The following is an 18078-nucleotide window of genomic DNA, read 5'->3' as shown; positions in this document are numbered from 1 at the left end:
GCGTCAGAACTTCCCAACCACGTTGAGGAAGGCTCCACGGTCATCCAGCGTAAGGTCGCGGAGATCGTCCGAGAAGCGCCCGAAATTGTAACCGGCACCGACCTTGAAGTTGTTGCCGACATGCCTGTAGAGGGCAGCGAGAGCGCCATAGTCCATCGATTGAATCTCCGGAAGGTAGAAGGCCCGCCCCTCAAGCATCGCATCCCAATTTTTCACGACATGGAGATCGGCTCGCAGGACACCCAGATGGGCTGAGGATTTTTCCCAATCGCCCATGGTCCCGCTACCGTCACTGCTTCTCGTCCGGATTTCGCCCAGCCGCATGCCGTATTTGCCACCGACGGACAGCCAGGGAAGGAGATCATAGGTCAGATCGGCGGAGACGATATGGCTACGTTGAAGCGGGCCGTTCGTCGAGCGTGACATGCTGCTGATCTGATCGTTGCCCGGGAGGTTGTAGAGATAGGTGTATCTGAACAACGCGTTCAGGAGATCGTTGTCCACGGGGCGATACGCGTAACCCAGTGAACCCTCGATATAGTCTCCGTTGTAGTATGTGCCGGACGGTGTTTGAGAAATGACGGCGTCCACACTTCCCAGGACCCGGCCATATCCGTCGTGATCCATACTGGCGCCGGCGCTCATGACGTATGTGTTGCGGTTGCGTGTTTCGTCCTCGGACCGTTCGAACCGGGCTTCGCCGCGAAGCCTTGCACTGAGACCTAATTCCTCGTCCTTGAACCCCACACCAAGCGATCCGGCGTATCGTTCGAAGTCGGAATATTCCTTGCCGGTGGCCGTGTTGACGCGATCATCCTCAATATTGCCGGCCTCCACGCCGCCATCAAAAGTCCAGGCAACATCGGGTGTGTAGATCACGCCGTAGCGCTGAGCCAGAGAATTCCGCCGTCCAAAGAGATCGAAATCTGCTTCTGAATAAGCAGAAACGACATCGCTCATCCGCTTCTTCACGCCTGCGACGACCGCGCCGTGATCGCGCCCCTGCAGATCATAGCCATAGCTGCCGTCGGTGGCGCGATCCGGATCAAGGCGATAACCGATGTAGTAGTGATCTTCAGGCGTTGGATCGTAGGTCAAAGCCGCCAACCCACCAATTCCTGACTCTCCCCAGGAGACTTCGCCTTCAACACCAAGCTTCTCGCTCAGGCGCACTTCTGCACCCACGCCGTAGCGATCATTCTTGGAGATATTGCCTTTCCTGTCGACTGTTCCCTGAACGAAACCGTAGTAGAGATAGTCGTCATTCTGCCGATAATTGACACGCAGGCCCGCGTCTAGCCTGGTACCGTCATAACCGGATTTTCCGGAAGCTATCGCTCCTGGCGAGTAAAGTTTGGAATAGGCAACGCCGAAAGCTGCCTTCCAATAAGCATCGAAGGCGTAGCTGACCTCCAGTTCCGCATCACTTTGATCCCTCCCTTCTTCGGTCTGATAGTCGTCATATGACAGCTTTAGGTTCATGCTGGCGCTCAAGGGAACTTCAAGCTCTGCGCCCCAACTGCGTTCGTCGGCGTCGACCTGCTCGGTCACGCTCGAGAAACCAGCTTCCTTCTGTTCATAATAGCCACCGATTCTGCCAGCGGTTCCCAGAAAGCGGAAATCACTCAAGGCCATCTGACCGCGCAAACTCCAGGCTTTCGCCGAAAGTCCTTCGCGCCCAGCGGTATCCTGATCCGACAATGACAGACCGCCATCCGTTGACCGCGAGATGCCAAAGCCCGGACCTTTCGAATACGCGATTTCGCCGTCGATAAAGGTCTCCGCGGAGCGTTGAAGCCTGACATCAGCCCCATAGGCCTTCTGATCCGACAGGCCGGTGGAGTCCTTTATGCCGGTGGCTCCCAAGCGGACATGCTTCCCGAGCCACGTCTGGGCACGTCCGCCGTAAACGTAGTCATCCATTTCGCCTGAGCGCGACCGATATTCATATTGGGCGACCATATAGGCCTTGTATCCGCCCAGCGCACCATTTCGGATTGCGCCATCGTCGATTGATCCGGAAGAGAGAGGCGCGTCAAGGATGACAACACCCTGCAGATAATCGATGGTGTAATCCTCCCCATACACCAATGCGCGTCTCTCGATGACCCGGCCTGTGACCTTGTCACGGTACTCGATATGCAAGGTCTCCGAACCTTGAATGATGCGCTGGCGTTTCAGGAAATAGGCGGAACCACCAGTCCCCAAAAACTCATCCCGCTGGGGTAAGGTTTCCGGTTTTGCCGCAAAGGCCGTAGCTGAGAATTTGGGCTCTCCGTTCTCATTGTTGCCCGGTGAACGCAGAACCATCTCAGCACCGTAAAGACCGCGATCCACCTGGAGGAAACGTGTCCCCGAAATCTTGGTCTTGTAGTTGCCCCACATCACATGACTTTCGCCCCGGGCAAGGCGCACATAGAATTTTCCGTTGGTCGGCGCGTCCTCGACCGAGGTGGAATCGTCACCATAGACAGGGTAATATTTGTCCGGGTCAATGCGGCGGAGCAATTCTCTTGGATCTCTCGCATCGAGGTCCCGGAAGAGATTTTTGACCTCGTTCTCGCCCGTGTCCGCAGCCGCTGTCAGAAGGAATTTTCCCTTGATCTTTCCGCGGAGGTAGAACGCCAGACGGCCCGAGTTCCAAACTTTGTCGAATTCACCGGTTCGCACTTCCTCGATACCACTGTCGCCAGTTCGTTTCCCCAAGGTGAAATCTGCAAGAGCGACATAGAACCAGTCGTTGGTGGGGATATTCACGTCCCGGCTGAAATAAAGGCCACCTGCTTTCGACCCGCCATCGACGGCCACATCGACGATGTGCTGGCCTGGAGGCAGGATACGTTGAGTGACAAAAGCCCCATTTGGGTCCAGCGGGACCATTTCATCAAAGGCGACGATGCCGTATCCCTCCGGCACGTTCTTTCCGTAGACCGTTATGGCTCCACCATAGACAGGGATGTTGCGGAACGCCGTGCGGTCTTCCGCATTTCCTGGAGCGACGCCGTTGCCAGAATCTGAGAGGAATTCGCCACGTGTGCTGGCAATGCTCATCGGCACCGTTTCGTCGAAGCGACCCTTGGCGTCGTAGACACGCAACACATAGTGAAACTCGCGGCCGCTGCGTGCCGGCATGACCCAGCTTGCCTCGTCATTCACATTAATGGGTACAACCGCCACGGGCTTGTTGTTCCAGGCAACGTTGCTCTCGAATATGCGAACCTCCGCTCGACTGATGAATGCGGGGTAGTTTGATGTGGCGTAGAACCGAACCGGTTCTCCTTCACGGAAAATGCGTTGGACGGGCACGGTTGACACATTGAGCAAGGGGGCCGTGTCCAACCCGTCGAACTTGATCTGAATATCCACCGAACTGAGATCGAGATCGGTTTTGCGCTGTTTGTCGACAGGGCGCGCATTGGCTGAGACACCAAACATGCCCTCATTGGTTATGTGGCCACTTTCGTCGACGATCTGCCCATCAACGGATATGACGAAGGGGACGGCGGGCCGGTCATCGGGTCCAGCGCGTTCCGTGTTCTCACCGATACGCAGTCTCCCGACGGAACTGTTGTCCAGCATTTTCCCGCGCATGGCAGCAGGACAAGCAACGCCGCCACAGTCGCCTTCGAGATCGACCAGGGGAGGCATATCGTCCCCCTTGTACACAGGAGCTGCGTCTCCAGGTACAATCGTGGGCGCTCCGCCAACTGTGCCCCCCATGGGCGCGCCGCCCACAATGCGGCCGTTTTGTCGTAGGGGTGAAGATTCGTATATTGGCGGTTCAGGAACAGGCTCCCTCCCCTGCATGTCCGCTGCAAAGAGCGGTCCGATTTGCAAAGTAGCCGAGATTGATACAAGACTACTGGCGAACAGAAAGCGGGATGGTGAATATTTCATCATGGAATTTCCATCTTTTATCTGCTGACAGATTCAGCGAATTGCTCCGCTTCACGCCTCCAAACGTCCCCCACTCGCTGACATACGCGCGGCCTTAACGGCTCACGGCGGGCACAACCCACCGCTCCGCTTTGCTAGCTTTTGATTTTTGCTACTCGCGTTCCGAGAACTCACGCTTTCCCGGCGTTACAACGCTTTGCCACTCGAGCGACACAAACGCGCTTACTGAGTTTCAAGGTCAAACTACGTTGAACGCGAACCGGCTGTTCAAGGAATGCTCCTGTCAGCCAAACCGAACATGCTGCGCACAGCATGTTCCACGTGCCTAGAAGCCGACCGTCTCCACCAACACAGCACATGCCGGCCATATGGGCGCTTCGACACTCCAGCACTTTCACAAAGCATATTGGATCCGGGCGGCTGGGGCGCAGTTGTTTTGGGTATTCTTACCGAATTCGATAGTTCCCAATACTGTATGGCTTACGCTTTCTCCTGCGACTTTCTCTCAAAAGCTCGATAGCGGACCACAGAAGGCGCCGGGATGCTGAAGCGAGACGGGATTGGTAAAGACTGCGCGCAGTCTGCCATAATTTTCCTGCTACAAACCGATCCCGACGCTTTATGGTATCTCTGCTTCGTAGGAGGAACGTTCTGCATGTTCGACAAGATTCTCATTGCCAATCGCGGAGAAATTGCCGTCCGGGTTATCAGGACTGCGCGACGTCTCGGGATCGCTACCGTGGCTGTTTATTCGGATGCGGACAGGAACGCGCTTCATACGCGTCTCGCTGACCAGGCCGTCCATATCGGTCCGGCCCCGGCTGCCGAAAGCTATCTCAATGGCGGGAAAATCATTGCCGCTGCTCGTGAAACCGGCGCTCAGGCCATCCATCCAGGCTATGGCTTTCTATCGGAAAATCCGGACTTCGTTGAACAGGTGGAGGCAGCAGGTCTCATCTTTGTTGGCCCGTCTTCGCAGGCCATTCGCGCAATGGGGCTCAAAGACGCCGCAAAAAGGCTGATGGAGAAAGCCGGGGTGCCGGTGGTTCCCGGCTATCATGGTGACACGCAGGCACTTGTCGCCCTTGCCTCCAAGGCGAATGAGATTGGCTATCCGGTTCTCATCAAAGCGCGCGCGGGCGGCGGGGGCAAAGGCATGCGTCTGGTGTCCGACCCGGACGCGTTTCCTGAAGCGCTGGCGGCTGCTCAACGAGAAGCAAAGGCGGCGTTTGGCGACGAGCGGGTTCTGGTCGAAAAGTATATTCAGTCCCCGAGGCACATCGAGGTGCAGGTTTTCGGGGACAAGCACGGCCATGCCGTCCATCTCTTCGAACGCGATTGCTCAGCCCAGCGCCGGCATCAAAAGGTGATTGAAGAGGCCCCTGCGCCCGGAATGAACGAGGAAACGCGGATCGCCATGACGGAGGCGGCCGTGAAGGCGGCCAAGGCCATTTCCTATAGCGGCGCCGGCACGATCGAGTTCATCGTCGATGCTTCAGAAGGGCTCCGACCAGATCGCTTCTGGTTCATGGAGATGAACACACGATTGCAGGTCGAACACCCGGTGACCGAGATGGTGACGGGGATTGATCTGGTCGAGTGGCAATTGCGGGTGGCTTCAGGCGAGCCCCTGCCCTGCACACAGGACGAGATCACCCTGACCGGCCATGCGGTCGAAGCGCGTCTTTACGCAGAGGATGCGACACGGGACTTTCTGCCGGCCACGGGAACGCTGCACCATTTGCGTTTTCCAGACAGGCTCGACACCGCAACGCTGCGCGTGGACGCCGGTGTTGCGGAGAAAGATGCCATAACTCCCTTCTACGATCCGATGATCGCGAAGCTGATCGTTCATGCCCCGACCCGGGCGGGCGCGGTTGACGGACTGGCGACCGCGCTCGAGAAAACCGAAATTGCCGGCTCCACCGTCAATCTCGGATTTCTGACACGGCTGTTGCGCGACGATGATTTTTATGCCGGACGGCTGGAAACGGGATTGATCGGACGCAAGCAAGATGTGCTGACCAAAACCGCACCGTTGCAGGAAAGACATCTGGCGGCAGCCATTGCTGCGACGTCCATGGCCGAGCCCTCTGATCGCCCGAACGATCCATACTCGGCAATTCCGGGATATGGCCATTTCAGCTCGCTCGTTCACAAGCGGACTGTTGTGCATGATGAACAACTTGTGGAAGCGCGCGTCTCGGCCCAGGCCGATGGGGCCCTGGCCATTCGTCTTGGCGATGATCCATCAGACCAGCCCATCATCGTGCGCCGTGACGACCCCACCCGCATCGCGGCGTGGCCAGGGCATGTAACGGTGTTTGAAGGTGCCGATGCGCTGACATTGAAAGTGCCGGACCGTCTTCAGTCCGCGGAGGATAGCGGTGCTGGTGATCGGCTAAGAGCGCCGATGCCCGGTCTGGTGAAGCTGGTCCGTGCCACGGTCAATGATATGGTCAAGAAGGGTCAGCCACTTCTGGTGCTCGAAGCGATGAAGATGGAGCATACCATTGCTGCGCCGCACGACGGTGTTATTGCCGAAATCGCCGCGGAGGGTGCCCAGGTCAACGATGGAGCCATGCTGGTCCGCTTTCATGAAGCGGAATAGGCGATTTGTGATGGTGCCTTGCGTTCAGGACCCGGCCGATTTCGGGCCGGGCCCTGAACGGTCCGCCCCCCACCGCATCAGTGCATCGTCATCCATTCGCGGGCATCGCGCAGCGCTCTGGCGAGCTCCGGCTTGGACATGCCCGCCGCCAACTCCGAACGTAGCTCAGCTGCGCGTTCAGAGCCCTTGATGGCTGCAATGTTGAACCATTTGTGTGCGGCTACCAGGTCGACATCGCAATCGCGACCGGTCGCATACATCATTCCAAGTTGAAACAGCACGTCGGCCTGGGTGGACGAACCAGCCGTACCGAAGCCTGCTTCCTGAACATCGTAACGTGCCATAATTCAAGATCCCTGTTTTTACTCCCGAGAGCCTTTTGTTTTGTCCCTTCCGGGCCAGCTCTTCGATGCTTTCGAGAATGCAGGGTACGGTTGAAATCGCCGTTAAATCTTGTGCTTAATTTGAAGAAAACAAAGTTCAAATTTTCAGTAAATGCCTGTTTTTGTTAAGCATCGCAAAGCCCTGCCGGGCTTGGGTTTCGGACAGACGGGCAGCCTCAAACCGTTAACGGTCGCAGCAAGGTTTTGATAACCATGCGAAACGCTTTGACGAGGGATTTCCTGAAAATTCTAGTCCTGAACCAGGCGATCGCGGCGTCCCGGGCAGGCAGCGATGGGCACACAGAAGGGCCGTTGGGACACTTCTTCGTGCCGCACGATACATTCGATTCCGAACACATCTTCGATCAGGTCCTGACGGAAGACCTCTTCCACCGGGCCTGAGCCGGCCACTTCGCCCCCGCGAAAGAAGACGATATCGTCGGCGAAACGTGCAGCCAGGTTCAGATCATGAAGGACGACCACCACCGTCTTTCCTTCCTGCGCGCCAAGGCGACGCACCAGAGCCAGCACTTCCAGAGCGTGCGCGATATCAAGATGGTTGGTGGGTTCGTCCAGCAGAATGACCGGAGACGCCTGCGCCAAAACCATGGCAATCCAGACCCTCTGGAGCTGCCCGCCCGATAGGCTGCCGATCGAGCGGTTGGCCATATCCGTGAGATTTGTTTCCCGCAGCGCATTTGTGACAGCTCTACGGTCGCTGTCGGTATTGGAGGTGAAAGCCTTGCGGTGCGCATAGCGCCCAAGCCGGACCAACTGTTCGACAGTCAGTTCCTCGGGGGCGGTCGGACTTTGCGTCAGCATGGCGATTTCACGGGCGAGCGTCTTCACCGGCAGGTCGGCGATGGGCCTGTCACGCAACAGCACAGACCCGGCATCTGCCGGCAGGAGCGCGCGCATAGCACGGAGCGCCGTCGATTTGCCACAGCCATTGGGTCCACAGAAGGCCGTCAGCCTACCAGGTCGGACCGAGAGGTTGAGGTCTCTGAAAACACGTTTGCCCGGATAGCCTAGCGCAACGGAGCGCAATTCAATCTCATTCCGATGATCGCTATGCATGAATACGTCCCGCACGTATGAGAATGAAAAGGAAATAGGGTGCGCCGATCACGGCTGTCACTGCACCGGCAGGCACCTCAAGTGGAGCGAAAAGCGTTCGCACCATCACGTCGGCCGCCATGACCATCGCCGCGCCCACCAATGCCGCTGCCAGCATCTGCGTACCGGCACGCCCCGGCAAGATGAGGCGCGCAATATGGGGAGCAATTAGACCGACAAAGCCAATCGCTCCAGCGAATGAAACGGCCGCGGCCGTGAGCAGAGCCGCCAGTCCGAACAGCATCAGCTGTGTCGAGCGCACTGACAGACCGCTTGCCTGAGCGCTGATCTCGTCGAGCATGAGTTGGTCCATGCGGCGTGAAAGCAGAAAGGCGAGCGGCACAAAAACGGTAAGCACCATTGCCAAGACATCAACATCCGCCCAGCGCGCCTGATAAACGGAGCCTGCTAGCCACATGGCCGCCTGGCTGGCGCGATGCACCGGCCCATCGACCAGAAAGAGCGTCACTCCAGCCTTCGCCAGTGCCCCGAGTGCAACGCCATAGAGGATGGTGCGCAACGGCGGCGCATCAGTGCGCAGGGCAAGGAGGATAACGACACCCGCAAAGAGCAGCGCCCCCAGCGCTGCCGCCAATGGCTGCCACATGATGCTGACGACAAGAGCGTTCGATTCATTGCTGAACATGAGAAGGAAGCACATCACACCCAGCGCCGCACCATCGACAATGCCAAGCACAGATGGGGAAGCAAGCTCATTGCGCGTTGCGCGTTGCAGGATGAAGCCGGCCAGCGCCAGGGCCACGCCGCTCAATCCGGCCATCAGCAGCCGTGGCATCCGCAGCGACCAGATGATGATGGTATCACTGCGTTCTCCTGTCCCAAGAATGGCCAGAACCACGCGGTTCAGTGGCATACCCGAACTACCCAGCGCAATACTGGCAAATCCCAGCAGGCAGAGGACCGCCATGCAAAGGGCAAGAACAACTGGCCGCCGCGATGCGGAAGCGGTGGTGGCGTGGATAGGGCCGACAGTCTTCACGCCGCGCCTCCAACCCGCTTCCTCTGCAAAAGGTAAAGAAGCACAGGCACCCCAACTGCCGCCAGGAGCACACCGACGGGCGCTTCAGATGGATAGATGACGAACCGGGCAGCAATATCTGCCGCCAGCGCAAGGGTGGATCCTGTCAGCAGGGACAGAGGGATCAGATCGCGATGGCTTTGCCGACCGGAGAGTCTTGCAAGATGCGGTGCGACAAGTCCGATGAAGGCCACTGGCCCTGCAACAGAGACGCCAACCCCGGCCAGAAGCGCTGCAAGGACAAGCGCCGCCAGCCGCGTTTTAAGAACCGGAACACCAAGGGTCTGGGCGGTCGTGTCATCGGTAAGCAATGCATCCAGCATTGGATGGAGCAGCATGCTGAACAGCCCACATAACGCTATGGCTGGTGCGGCCAGATAGAGGAGATCGACATCCCGGTCGGCAAACCCGCCGGATAGCCAGAAAATCAGCTCCTCCATGGTTCGTTCATCGGCAACCATTACGATCTGGATGCCGGATGACAGAAGCGCTGCGACCGTAACGCCAGCCAGCAGCAGGTAGGACGGAGAGGCTATTCCGCCTGCCGAAAAGGCCAGTGAGAAAACCAGGAGAGCGCACAACAACGCGCCCAGGCAGGCCGCCCCCGCGATCAGTGAAAGCGAGCTGTTTCCCGCGAAGACGACAAGCAACACCACCGCCAGTCCGGCCCCGGCATTGATGCCGAGCAGACCGGGCTCGGCCAGCGGGTTGCGGCTTGCAGTCTGCAACAGAAGCCCCGAAAGCCCGAGGCCGCCGCCCACCACAATGGCGATCAAAGTACGCGGCACACGGAGCGTATTGACGATCAAGGCCGTCTGATCCGCTCCCCCTTCCATCAGAGCGCGCCAGACTTCGGACGGCGGTGTGAATCGAATGCCTACATGAACACTGATCACCGCCAGGGCAGCGATCAGTCCGAGCAAGAGGACATGGGGTAAGTGGCGCGGCATCGATCTCATCTTCAGCCTGCTGCATTTCAGAAATGGGAAAGGCATGTCAACTTAAAACTTGACATTCTTACGCAGCATTTGTTTGGACGAAGCCTTCGAGAGAACGTCGCGCCACGACAGGAGACGTAAATGCGCTTTCTTCCATTCTTATCGGCCGCATTGATTGCGGGTTTCGCCATGGCGGCAAATGCTGCCGAGATCAAGCATGCCATGGGAGTGGCAACGGTTCCGGATGAACCGCAGCGCGTTGTCGTGCTCACCAATGAGGGGACTGAAGCGCTGCTGGCGCTGGGCGTTAAGCCTGTAGGTGCCGCCAATTCATGGAATGGTGACCCGTGGTACCATCACATCTCCGACCAAATGGGCGATGTTGAACCGGTCGGCAAGGAGAGCGCAGTCAATCTGGAACTGATCGCGGCTCTGGAACCTGATCTCATTCTTGGAACCAAGCTCCGCCATGAAGCTATCTTCGAGCAGCTTTCGGCAATCGCACCCACCGTCATATCGGAGCGGCTGCGGGGCGACTGGCGAGAAAATTTCCAGCTCTGGGCGAAGGCCGTGAACAGAGAGGACGCGGGCGAGAAAGTGCTTTCGGACTTCGACGCGCGTGTGCGGAAGCTAACTGACGCTCTCGGTGAGAAAGTGAACGAAAAGGTCTCTGTCATCCGCTTCATGCCGGGCCACATACGTATTTATCAGAAAGACAGTTTTTCCGGGTTCATTCTCGAAAAGATCGGTTTCAAACGACCCGAGAATCAGGATGTCGACAGCTTCGTGTTGAAGGTCGGCAAAGAAAGCATCCCGGACATGGATGGCGACCGCATTTTTTATTTCACCTATGAACCCGGCGATGGCGAGGCGACAAAACTTTCTGAAGACGTGCTTCAGGATCCCCTCTGGCAAACGCTTTCGGCCGTAAAGTCCGGCAATGTCCACGAGGTTGACGACACGATCTGGAATACAGCGGGCGGTGTCCTGGCTGCGCGGCTGATGCTCGACGATATCGCCCGGCTCTACGGTCTCGAGTGATCCGGCCCCCGCCGGCCGAGCGAAACGGTCCCTTGACGTTGCACGTGCAGAAAGCGGTTGTATTACGTTTACGTTTGCGTAAGCTGCACTTGCAACATCATTGGGAGGAAAAGTGATGATTGGCAGACTTGTTCTCAGCAGCGCAGCTCTGCTTTTGGCCGGCGGTATCGCCATGGCCGATCCTATTGAAGGGAACTGGCGGACGGATTCCGGAGCGACTGCACAAATCGCATCCTGCGGCGGTTCTTATTGCATCACGTTGAAAAGCGGGAAGCACGCAGGCAAGAAGATCGGCACGTTCCAGGCAGCCGGCGGCAGCAAATATACCGGCAAGATCACGGACCCTGCCAACGACAAGACCTATTCCGGCAAGGGCACACTCTCCGGCAACAGTCTCAAAATGGGCGGTTGTGTTCTCGGCGGACTGATCTGCCGCAACCAGACTTGGTCACGCCTTTGAAACAGGCGCTGCAGCGATTGCCATTCGCACAATGAATACCGTCTCCAGTCGGCGCCCCACGCCTTTCCTCCCTGCGGAAGGCGTGGGGTTCAGTCTTCGATGAGGCCTTCACTGCGCATTTGAGAGAGAATGATATCGTGTGCGCATGGTAGCAGTGCTGCACCCGCCCTCACCCCGGTGGCGAGCGGCTCGCGACTGCACACGAAGTATGGATACCAGGCAGTGCCGAGCCCGTGTCTGATCTGGCCGAGCTGCGCATCATCTTCTTCCGACAAAAGAGATTCCGGCACATACCCCCATCCCAAACCGTCACAGATCGCGTCTTTTCCCAGTTCGAAACTGCTGAGGGCGATGCGTTCGCTTCCCATAGCCTCAAGGTGGAACCGCTCGTGCTGTGTGCTGTCGAGGTAAGTGATCTGCGGCAGAACCGCGAGATCATCGTCGGCGACGTAGCTCATGGAGTGGAGCGGATGGCTTCTTGCCACCATCATTCGCATTCCGATGCCTGCGACAACGCGGCTGTAAAGTCCCGGAGCGGGGCCGGCACGTCCTGAAGAAACGAAATAAGCAATATCAAGCTGCCCTTCCCGAACCAGCTCGGGAAGCACGTCACTCTCGGCATAGCGCATGCTGAGACGCACATTGGGCCGCACCTTTCGGATGGCCCGGATCACGTGTCGCCAGAAATTTTCCGGCAGAACATCATCACGGCCGATCCGCAATTCCTGACCGGAAGTCTCCTTGCCACGCGCACAACGCTCGATGATGCTGTTTGAAAGCGCAACAATGCGGGCGCAGTCATCGAGAATGTGCTCGCCGACCGGCGACAGGCTCAGGCTGTTGCCGCGCCTGATAAAAAGTTGCGTTCCAAGCTCATCCTCAAGAGCAGCGATCGCCATGCTGATCGTGGAGCGGTTGCGACCGAGCTGAAGCGCAGCGCCGGAAATTGACCCCGCGCGCGCCGCTGCCTCGAAGTATTCCAGATAATCCAGTCTCACGGCAAAGCTTCTTCGTCAAAAATCCTGTCGCTCAGCGATTTTCCATACGTGAAACGGGCAGATATCTCAATCAAGCGACATAAAACTTGATCTGACGCTATGAGGTCGAAATTGCACTGGTTCTATCTGATCGCTGCGGTCTTTGCAGAAGTGGTCGGGACCACACTCATGAAGCTCCTGGTATCCGGCGGCACGCTTCTTCAGGGAACGCTGGCGGCGATTGCCATGATCGGCATCGCCTATCTCTTTCTGGGGCGCGCGACGCTGCGCATCCCGGTCGCGCTCGCCAATGCGTTCTGGGAAGGGTTCGGCATGATCCTGATCGCCCTCACCTCCCTCTACCTTCTCGACGAGGCAATCTCGCTGATTCAGGGCATCGGAATCGGTGTGGCCCTGCTCGGGATCGCGGTGATCAACTATGGTCACCACCAGCGGGGCGAGACACGATGAGCATCTATATGGGTTATGTCCTGGGATCGGTGGCGCTCGACATCCTCGCCAATCTGGCACTCGAGAAATCGAACGGTTTCGCACGCAGAGGCTGGGGAGGCGCTGCCGTCCTGCTCATCATGGCGGCCTTCGCGCTTCTGGCGCTGGCCGTCACCGGCATGGACCTTTTTATCGCCTACGCGGTGTGGGGCGTGCTTTCGATCCTCGGAACGGCGCTGGCCGTCTGGCTCGTCTTCGGTCATCGGCTCAACCTGACGAGCTGGCTGGGCGTGGGCATTCTCATCCTCGCCATCCTGCTGATACGCCTCGGATAAACAAAAAAACAGGGCGGGCGCCCCAAGGACGCCCGCCCTGCCTGAAACGCACAAAACTGTCGTCAGCTGGCGCGCTGCCCGAAGAGAACTTTCTGGGCTTCCTTGTCTTCAGCGATGTTGCGGCGGTGTTCCTGACCAACCTCCAGAGCGCGCACGACCGCCGGCCGCGCCATGATGGTTTCGAACCAGCGCTTCAGGTTCGGGAAATCGTTGAGGTCCTGGCCCTGCTGTTCATAGGGTTTCACCCAACCCACGCTTGCCATGTCGGCAATCGTGTATTCATCGCCGGCGAGGAACGGCCGGTCTGCGAGACGTTTGTTCATGACACCGTAAAGTCGGTTCACCTCATTGGTGTAGCGATCGATGCCGTAGGCAATTTTTTCCGGGGCGTATTTGCGGAAGTGATGGGCCTGGCCGGCCATCGGACCGAGACCTCCCATCTGCCAAAAGAGCCATTGATCCACCTCGACACGCGCTCGCTCATCGGTGGGATAGAACTTGCCCGTCTTGCGGCCCAGATACTGCAGAATCGCACCCGATTCGAAAACGGAGATCGGCTCGCCGCCCGGTCCTTCAGGGTCCACAATCGCCGGCATGCGGTTGTTCGGCGCGATCTTGAGGAAGGAGGGTTCGAACTGCTCGCCCTTGCCGATATTCACATAGTGCACATCGTAGGGAAGCCCGGTCTCTTCAAGATAAATGGTGATTTTCCAGCCATTGGGCGTGGGCCAATAATAGAGTTCGATCGGCTTGGTCTGGGTGGTCATGCTTTGTTGCCTCCAGCTGTTGGGCGCCGCGCAGTCGGGGGAGGATTGCGGCAATACCCGGGGAGGTAAGCACCGGCTGCCGACTTTGCAACGCGCCTGCTCTTCAACGATCCGTTATTTATCCATAATCGGGGCGTTAACACTGCTGAACCCTGGATGAATATCCCTCTCAGTATCGGTTCAGTCCGCGTCTGCCACAGTGATGGCGACAATGAGGACAAACCGATGTTGATGCGCCGCTTTTCAATTGTCTGCCTGATCACCGCCATCTTCGGCATGGGGCTTGCCATACTGGTCGCAGAAGCGAGCAGGCCTTCCGATCCCTGGCAGAACAATCGGCCGTTCTCCTGCTCCGGTGAGCAGACCGCGCTTTGCGGCAGAACAATTCTGCGCTGAACGAGATGAGTTGAGGTAAGAGACGATGCGGACGATCACACACATGGCTCGGGGATTGATGTTTGCCGCCCTGATCGGCTCACCGCTTCTTGCGGTCCAGAACGTCCGTGCCGGTAATGAAAACATCATCGAAGGGGATTATGAACGCTCGAGCGGTGCGGGCCTCGTCCTGATGGTCAGTCTGAAGCGTTCGAGGTAGGCTCAGGTCTTGAGAAGAAGAAGAATATCCATATAAAAGGCCATGGAACACAGAATATACCCCCAGCCCATTCAGACGATTTCAAGCCCCGAGCCATTTGCCCGGAAAAGCTTTACCGATGCTCGCGAAGCCGTTGCGGCATTGAAAGCGCTCTATGAGCGCAACACAGCATTCCTGCGCGATGCCTTCGCGCAAGTCGCCCAGGACGGCGAGAGCGACCGCCGCTTTCGCGCCTTTTATCCCGAAATCAGCCTTGCCACGGGCTCCTACGCCCAGATCGATACGCGGCTGGCTTATGGCCATGTGGCTGCGCCCGGTGTTTACGCCACCACGATCACCCGGCCTGATCTCTTTGAAGACTACCTGATCGACCAGCTAGGGTTGGTGATCCGGAACCACGGTGTGCCCATCACGATATCCGAATCGGAAACGCCGATCCCGCTGCATTTCGCATTTCTCCAGGACACATATGTGGAAGGCTCCATCGCTGATAGGCTGAAGCGGCCGCTGCGCGATCTTTTCGATGTGCCGGACCTCAACGCCACGGACGACCATATCGTCAACGGCACGCATGAGGCCCTGCCCGGCGAGCCCCTGCCGCTCGCCCCCTTTACCGCACAGCGGGTCGACTATTCGCTGCACCGGCTTTCACACTATACCGCCACGGCGCCGGCACATTTTCAGAACTTCGTCCTGTTCACAAACTACCAGTTCTATATCGACGAGTTCTGCGCGCTTGCCCGCGAGATGATGGCCGAGGGCGGAAATGGCTACACCGCCTTCGTGGAGCCGGGCAATATCATCACAATGGCCGGCGAGACGAGCCCGTCTGCCAGCGCCCTTGCCCGCCTGCCACAGATGCCGGCCTATCACCTGACGCGCGATGGCCATGCGGGCATCACAATGGTGAATATCGGCGTTGGCCCCTCCAACGCTAAGACGATCACCGATCATGTGGCGGTGCTGCGCCCGCATGCCTGGCTGATGCTCGGCCACTGCGCCGGCCTGAGGAACACACAGGCGCTCGGCGACTATGTTCTGGCGCATGCCTATGTGCGCGAAGACCATGTGCTTGACGACGACCTGCCCGTCTGGGTGCCGCTGCCGGCGCTGGCGGAGGTTCAGGTGGCGCTTCAGGAAGCGGTCGCTGAGATCACCGGACTTTCCGGTTATGAATTAAAGCGCATCATGCGCACCGGAACCGTCGCGACCATCGACAACCGCAACTGGGAACTGCGCGAGCAGCGCGGTCCGGTCCAGCGCCTCTCACAATCCCGCGCAATCGCGCTCGACATGGAATCGGCAACGATAGCCGCCAACGGCTTCCGCTTCCGCGTCCCCTACGGAACTTTACTGTGTGTTTCGGACAAACCGCTGCACGGTGAGCTGAAGCTGCCGGGCATGGCCACCGATTTCTACAAGAGGCAGGTTTCGCAACATCTCAAGATCGGGATGAGAGCCGTGGAAAAGCTTGCAGCCATGCCGCCCGAAAGGCTCCATTCACGCAAATTGCGGAGCTTTTTCGAGACCGCCTTCCAATAGCCCAAAAATGCGATTAGGCGCTGCTGAATCGAGACGGAAACAATGGGCGCGAGGCAATGAAGAGACCGAGGATTGCATCAATGCTGCCGGCCTTTCTGGCAATCGGCGTGGTTCTGGTGTCTTTTCCGCTGGTCGCTGGCTTCTGGGGCAGGCTTCACCCTGCCCTCGATTCCATGGCACATTTCCGTCTTCATCTCGCAGTGCTCATCGCTCTCATGGCGGCTCCGCTGCTTTTTGTGAAAGGCTGGCGTCAGATCGGTGCAGCGGGAGCCGTGCTTGGCATCGCCACTCTGAGCGCAACACTGCTTCCCGTTCAGGCCACTGCCGGTTCGGCAAGGGCCGGAGAGGCAGACGCGCCGGCGGCACGGTATAGGCTTCTGCAACTCAACCTGCGATATGACAATGCAACCCCCAAGCAGGTCTTCTCACTGATCGGCCGCACCAAGCCCGACATCGTCACGCTGAACGAGGTCTCGGGCATGTGGGTGAAGGAACTCAAGTTTCTCGAAGCTACCTATCCCTACCGGGTGGTTTGTCCACCGCCTGCGCGCATTGGCGGCGTAGCCATTCTCTCGCGCCGGCCATTCGCTGATCCGCAGGCCTTTGCCTGCTATGACCGCGGCTCCATGGCGGTGGCAACCGTTCGGCTGGGTGCGGACGCAGTGGAAATCGGCGCATTGCATCTCGGCTGGCCGTGGCCATTCGAACAGCATCACCAGGTAAGCCGGGTTGCGCCCGTGCTGGAACGTTTCCCCCAAACAGCCATCCTTGCCGGAGATTTAAACGCCACCCCCTGGAGTGTGACGGCGCACCGTGTGGCTGCAGCCGGGGAGATGGATCTCATGCCTGGCATCGGACCCACATGGATGAAGCCCGTCGTGCCAGAAGCGCTCCGCCGGCTGGTGGGTCTGCCCATCGACAATGTGTTTACCAAGGGCCGCATCGTGCCGCTTACGGTTGAACGTCTTGAGGATGTGGGGTCCGATCATCTGCCGGTTTTGCTCGAATTCGGCATCCAACCGACCAGCCAACCGGATGAGGTGATCGAAGTGAAGCTCGCCAGAAACAGACGTTAATCGGCCGGCTTCCTGCGTGCGACGACCAGGTGACCGGGAACCGGCTTTCCCATTTCGTGCCGCACCACGATGTTGGCAATGGCCAGACCTGTAAAGCCATGCCCGGCAAGCATTTCGGCAAGATAGCTCTCAGAATGGGCGAAGCGCTGATGCGGCCCGACCATGAAGGCGCGCCCGGCGAGCACCTCGTCCGGCAGGGTTTCGCTTGAAAAGGCCAGAACTGCACCGTCCGTGGCAAGTTCTGCCGCACCGGCAAAGAAGGCTTCCAGATCACCCAGATAGGGCAGAACGTCGGTTGCGGTGATCAGGTCGAAGGGTTCGACATCCGCGTGATGGAGAAAGTCCACCGCGTCGCCCACATAGAGCGCGTCGTAGAGCTCTTTTTCGTCGGTGACCTCGATCATGGTTTCCGACAGGTCGACGCCGGTGATGTGGTCCGCAATGTCGCGCAAGACCTCGCCGGCGAGCCCCGTTCCACAACCCAGATCCAGCATGCGCCGGAAAGGCCCAGGCGCCACCTCATCCAGCGCCCTGCGGGTCAGTGCCGGCACGTCGTAGCCGAGTTGATCGACCAGAATGCTCTCAAACGCGCCGGCGTGCTGATCGAACAGCGTCGCCACATAGGCTTCCGATGCCCGAGACGGCGTCTCGCCCCGCCCCATCGAGGCAAGCCGTACTGCTGCACCGCCGTGGTCGGCAGGGTCAAGAGCCAGCACCTCGCGATAGGCTTCGGCAGCTGCGTCGAAATCGCCGGCCTTTTCAAGCGCCAGAGCACGATTATAGGCCTCGGCCAGCGCCTCTTCATCAACGGCGTTGGCTGCTGCGTTTTCGGATGCGGGGTCGGACAATCT

General features: G+C 58.5%; 17 protein-coding genes. 9 read left to right on the top strand and 8 right to left on the bottom strand.

The features are described 5' to 3' along the window. Positions 1–3 precede the first annotated feature (3 nt). Entirely contained in the window at positions 4–3648 is a 3645-nt protein-coding gene (locus AC2CHD_RS13585) for a TonB-dependent receptor (RefSeq protein WP_484554105.1), read from the bottom strand. A 904-nt stretch (positions 3649–4552) separates the two neighbouring features. Here AC2CHD_RS13585 and AC2CHD_RS13580 point away from each other — a divergent pair. Next, positions 4553–6508, top strand: a complete 1956-nt coding sequence (locus AC2CHD_RS13580) for an acetyl/propionyl/methylcrotonyl-CoA carboxylase subunit alpha (RefSeq protein WP_484554104.1) — start codon at positions 4553–4555, stop codon at positions 6506–6508. Positions 6509–6585: 77 nt separating this feature from the next. Here the strand turns inward: AC2CHD_RS13580 and AC2CHD_RS13575 are convergent, their stop codons facing one another. The 4 genes from AC2CHD_RS13575 to AC2CHD_RS13560 all read right to left on the bottom strand — a co-directional run bounded on the left by AC2CHD_RS13575 (position 6586) and on the right by AC2CHD_RS13560 (position 10005). After that, complete coding sequence (locus AC2CHD_RS13575) at positions 6586–6852, bottom strand: SEL1-like repeat protein (RefSeq protein WP_007008458.1); 267 nt, start codon at positions 6850–6852, stop codon at positions 6586–6588. 288 nt (positions 6853–7140) lie between these two features. Next, entirely contained in the window at positions 7141–7968 is an 828-nt protein-coding gene (locus AC2CHD_RS13570) for an ABC transporter ATP-binding protein (RefSeq protein ID WP_484554103.1), read from the bottom strand. Beyond that, positions 7961–9007, bottom strand: a complete 1047-nt coding sequence (locus AC2CHD_RS13565) for a FecCD family ABC transporter permease (protein ID WP_484554102.1) — start codon at positions 9005–9007, stop codon at positions 7961–7963. The genes AC2CHD_RS13570 and AC2CHD_RS13565 overlap by 8 nt, the downstream gene beginning before the upstream one ends. Continuing rightward, positions 9004–10005: a FecCD family ABC transporter permease gene (locus AC2CHD_RS13560; RefSeq protein ID WP_484554101.1), complete on the bottom strand. Its 1002-nt coding sequence runs from the start codon at positions 10003–10005 to the stop codon at positions 9004–9006. The genes AC2CHD_RS13565 and AC2CHD_RS13560 overlap by 4 nt, the downstream gene beginning before the upstream one ends. Positions 10006–10125: 120 nt before the next feature. Here AC2CHD_RS13560 and AC2CHD_RS13555 point away from each other — a divergent pair, with 120 nt between their 5' ends. After that, positions 10126–11025, top strand: coding sequence for an ABC transporter substrate-binding protein (locus AC2CHD_RS13555; RefSeq protein ID WP_484554100.1), 900 nt, complete (start codon positions 10126–10128; stop codon positions 11023–11025). 115 nt (positions 11026–11140) lie between these two features. Beyond that, entirely contained in the window at positions 11141–11485 is a 345-nt protein-coding gene (locus AC2CHD_RS13550) for a DUF2147 domain-containing protein (protein WP_484554099.1), read from the top strand. Between the two features lie 89 nt (positions 11486–11574). Here the strand turns inward: AC2CHD_RS13550 and AC2CHD_RS13545 are convergent, their stop codons facing one another. Then, entirely contained in the window at positions 11575–12483 is a 909-nt protein-coding gene (locus tag AC2CHD_RS13545) for a LysR family transcriptional regulator (protein WP_484554098.1), read from the bottom strand. A gap of 99 nt (positions 12484–12582) precedes the next feature. Between AC2CHD_RS13545 and AC2CHD_RS13540 the strand changes: the two genes are divergently transcribed. Continuing rightward, entirely contained in the window at positions 12583–12933 is a 351-nt protein-coding gene (locus AC2CHD_RS13540) for a DMT family transporter (protein WP_484554097.1), read from the top strand. Beyond that, the gene (locus AC2CHD_RS13535; RefSeq protein ID WP_484554096.1) at positions 12930–13247 is read left to right on the top strand and encodes an SMR family transporter; all 318 of its coding nucleotides are present in this window, start codon (positions 12930–12932) and stop codon (positions 13245–13247) included. The genes AC2CHD_RS13540 and AC2CHD_RS13535 overlap by 4 nt, the downstream gene beginning before the upstream one ends. 62 nt (positions 13248–13309) lie before the next feature. Here the strand turns inward: AC2CHD_RS13535 and AC2CHD_RS13530 are convergent, their stop codons facing one another. Further along, the gene (locus tag AC2CHD_RS13530) at positions 13310–14014 is read right to left on the bottom strand and encodes a glutathione S-transferase family protein (RefSeq protein WP_229447438.1); all 705 of its coding nucleotides are present in this window, start codon (positions 14012–14014) and stop codon (positions 13310–13312) included. 156 nt (positions 14015–14170) lie between these two features. On the opposite strand from AC2CHD_RS13530, the gene AC2CHD_RS13525 reads away from it, so the two are divergent. From AC2CHD_RS13525 to AC2CHD_RS13510, 4 genes are read left to right on the top strand one after another with little or no spacing between them, the layout of a single operon-like run. Next, complete coding sequence (locus AC2CHD_RS13525) at positions 14171–14410, top strand: hypothetical protein (protein ID WP_229448158.1); 240 nt, start codon at positions 14171–14173, stop codon at positions 14408–14410. A gap of 43 nt (positions 14411–14453) precedes the next feature. Beyond that, positions 14454–14609 carry a hypothetical protein gene (locus tag AC2CHD_RS13520; protein WP_322339398.1) on the top strand — a complete coding sequence of 52 codons (156 nt, stop codon included), beginning with the start codon at positions 14454–14456 and terminating at the stop codon, positions 14607–14609. 42 nt (positions 14610–14651) lie between these two features. Further along, positions 14652–16151 carry an AMP nucleosidase gene (locus tag AC2CHD_RS13515; RefSeq protein WP_484554095.1) on the top strand — a complete coding sequence of 500 codons (1500 nt, stop codon included), beginning with the start codon at positions 14652–14654 and terminating at the stop codon, positions 16149–16151. Positions 16152–16207: 56 nt separating this feature from the next. Further along, positions 16208–17227: an endonuclease/exonuclease/phosphatase family protein gene (locus tag AC2CHD_RS13510; protein WP_484554094.1), complete on the top strand. Its 1020-nt coding sequence runs from the start codon at positions 16208–16210 to the stop codon at positions 17225–17227. Here AC2CHD_RS13510 and AC2CHD_RS13505 read toward each other — a convergent pair. Beyond that, the gene (locus tag AC2CHD_RS13505) at positions 17224–18075 is read right to left on the bottom strand and encodes a class I SAM-dependent methyltransferase (RefSeq protein WP_484554093.1); all 852 of its coding nucleotides are present in this window, start codon (positions 18073–18075) and stop codon (positions 17224–17226) included. The genes AC2CHD_RS13510 and AC2CHD_RS13505 overlap by 4 nt on opposite strands. Positions 18076–18078: the final 3 nt, after the last annotated feature.

This window comes from Nitratireductor sp. ATLC21, from assembly GCF_057196525.1.
The sequence above is the reverse complement of the archived record's forward strand: the minus strand, read 5'-3'. Positions and strand labels throughout refer to the sequence as shown.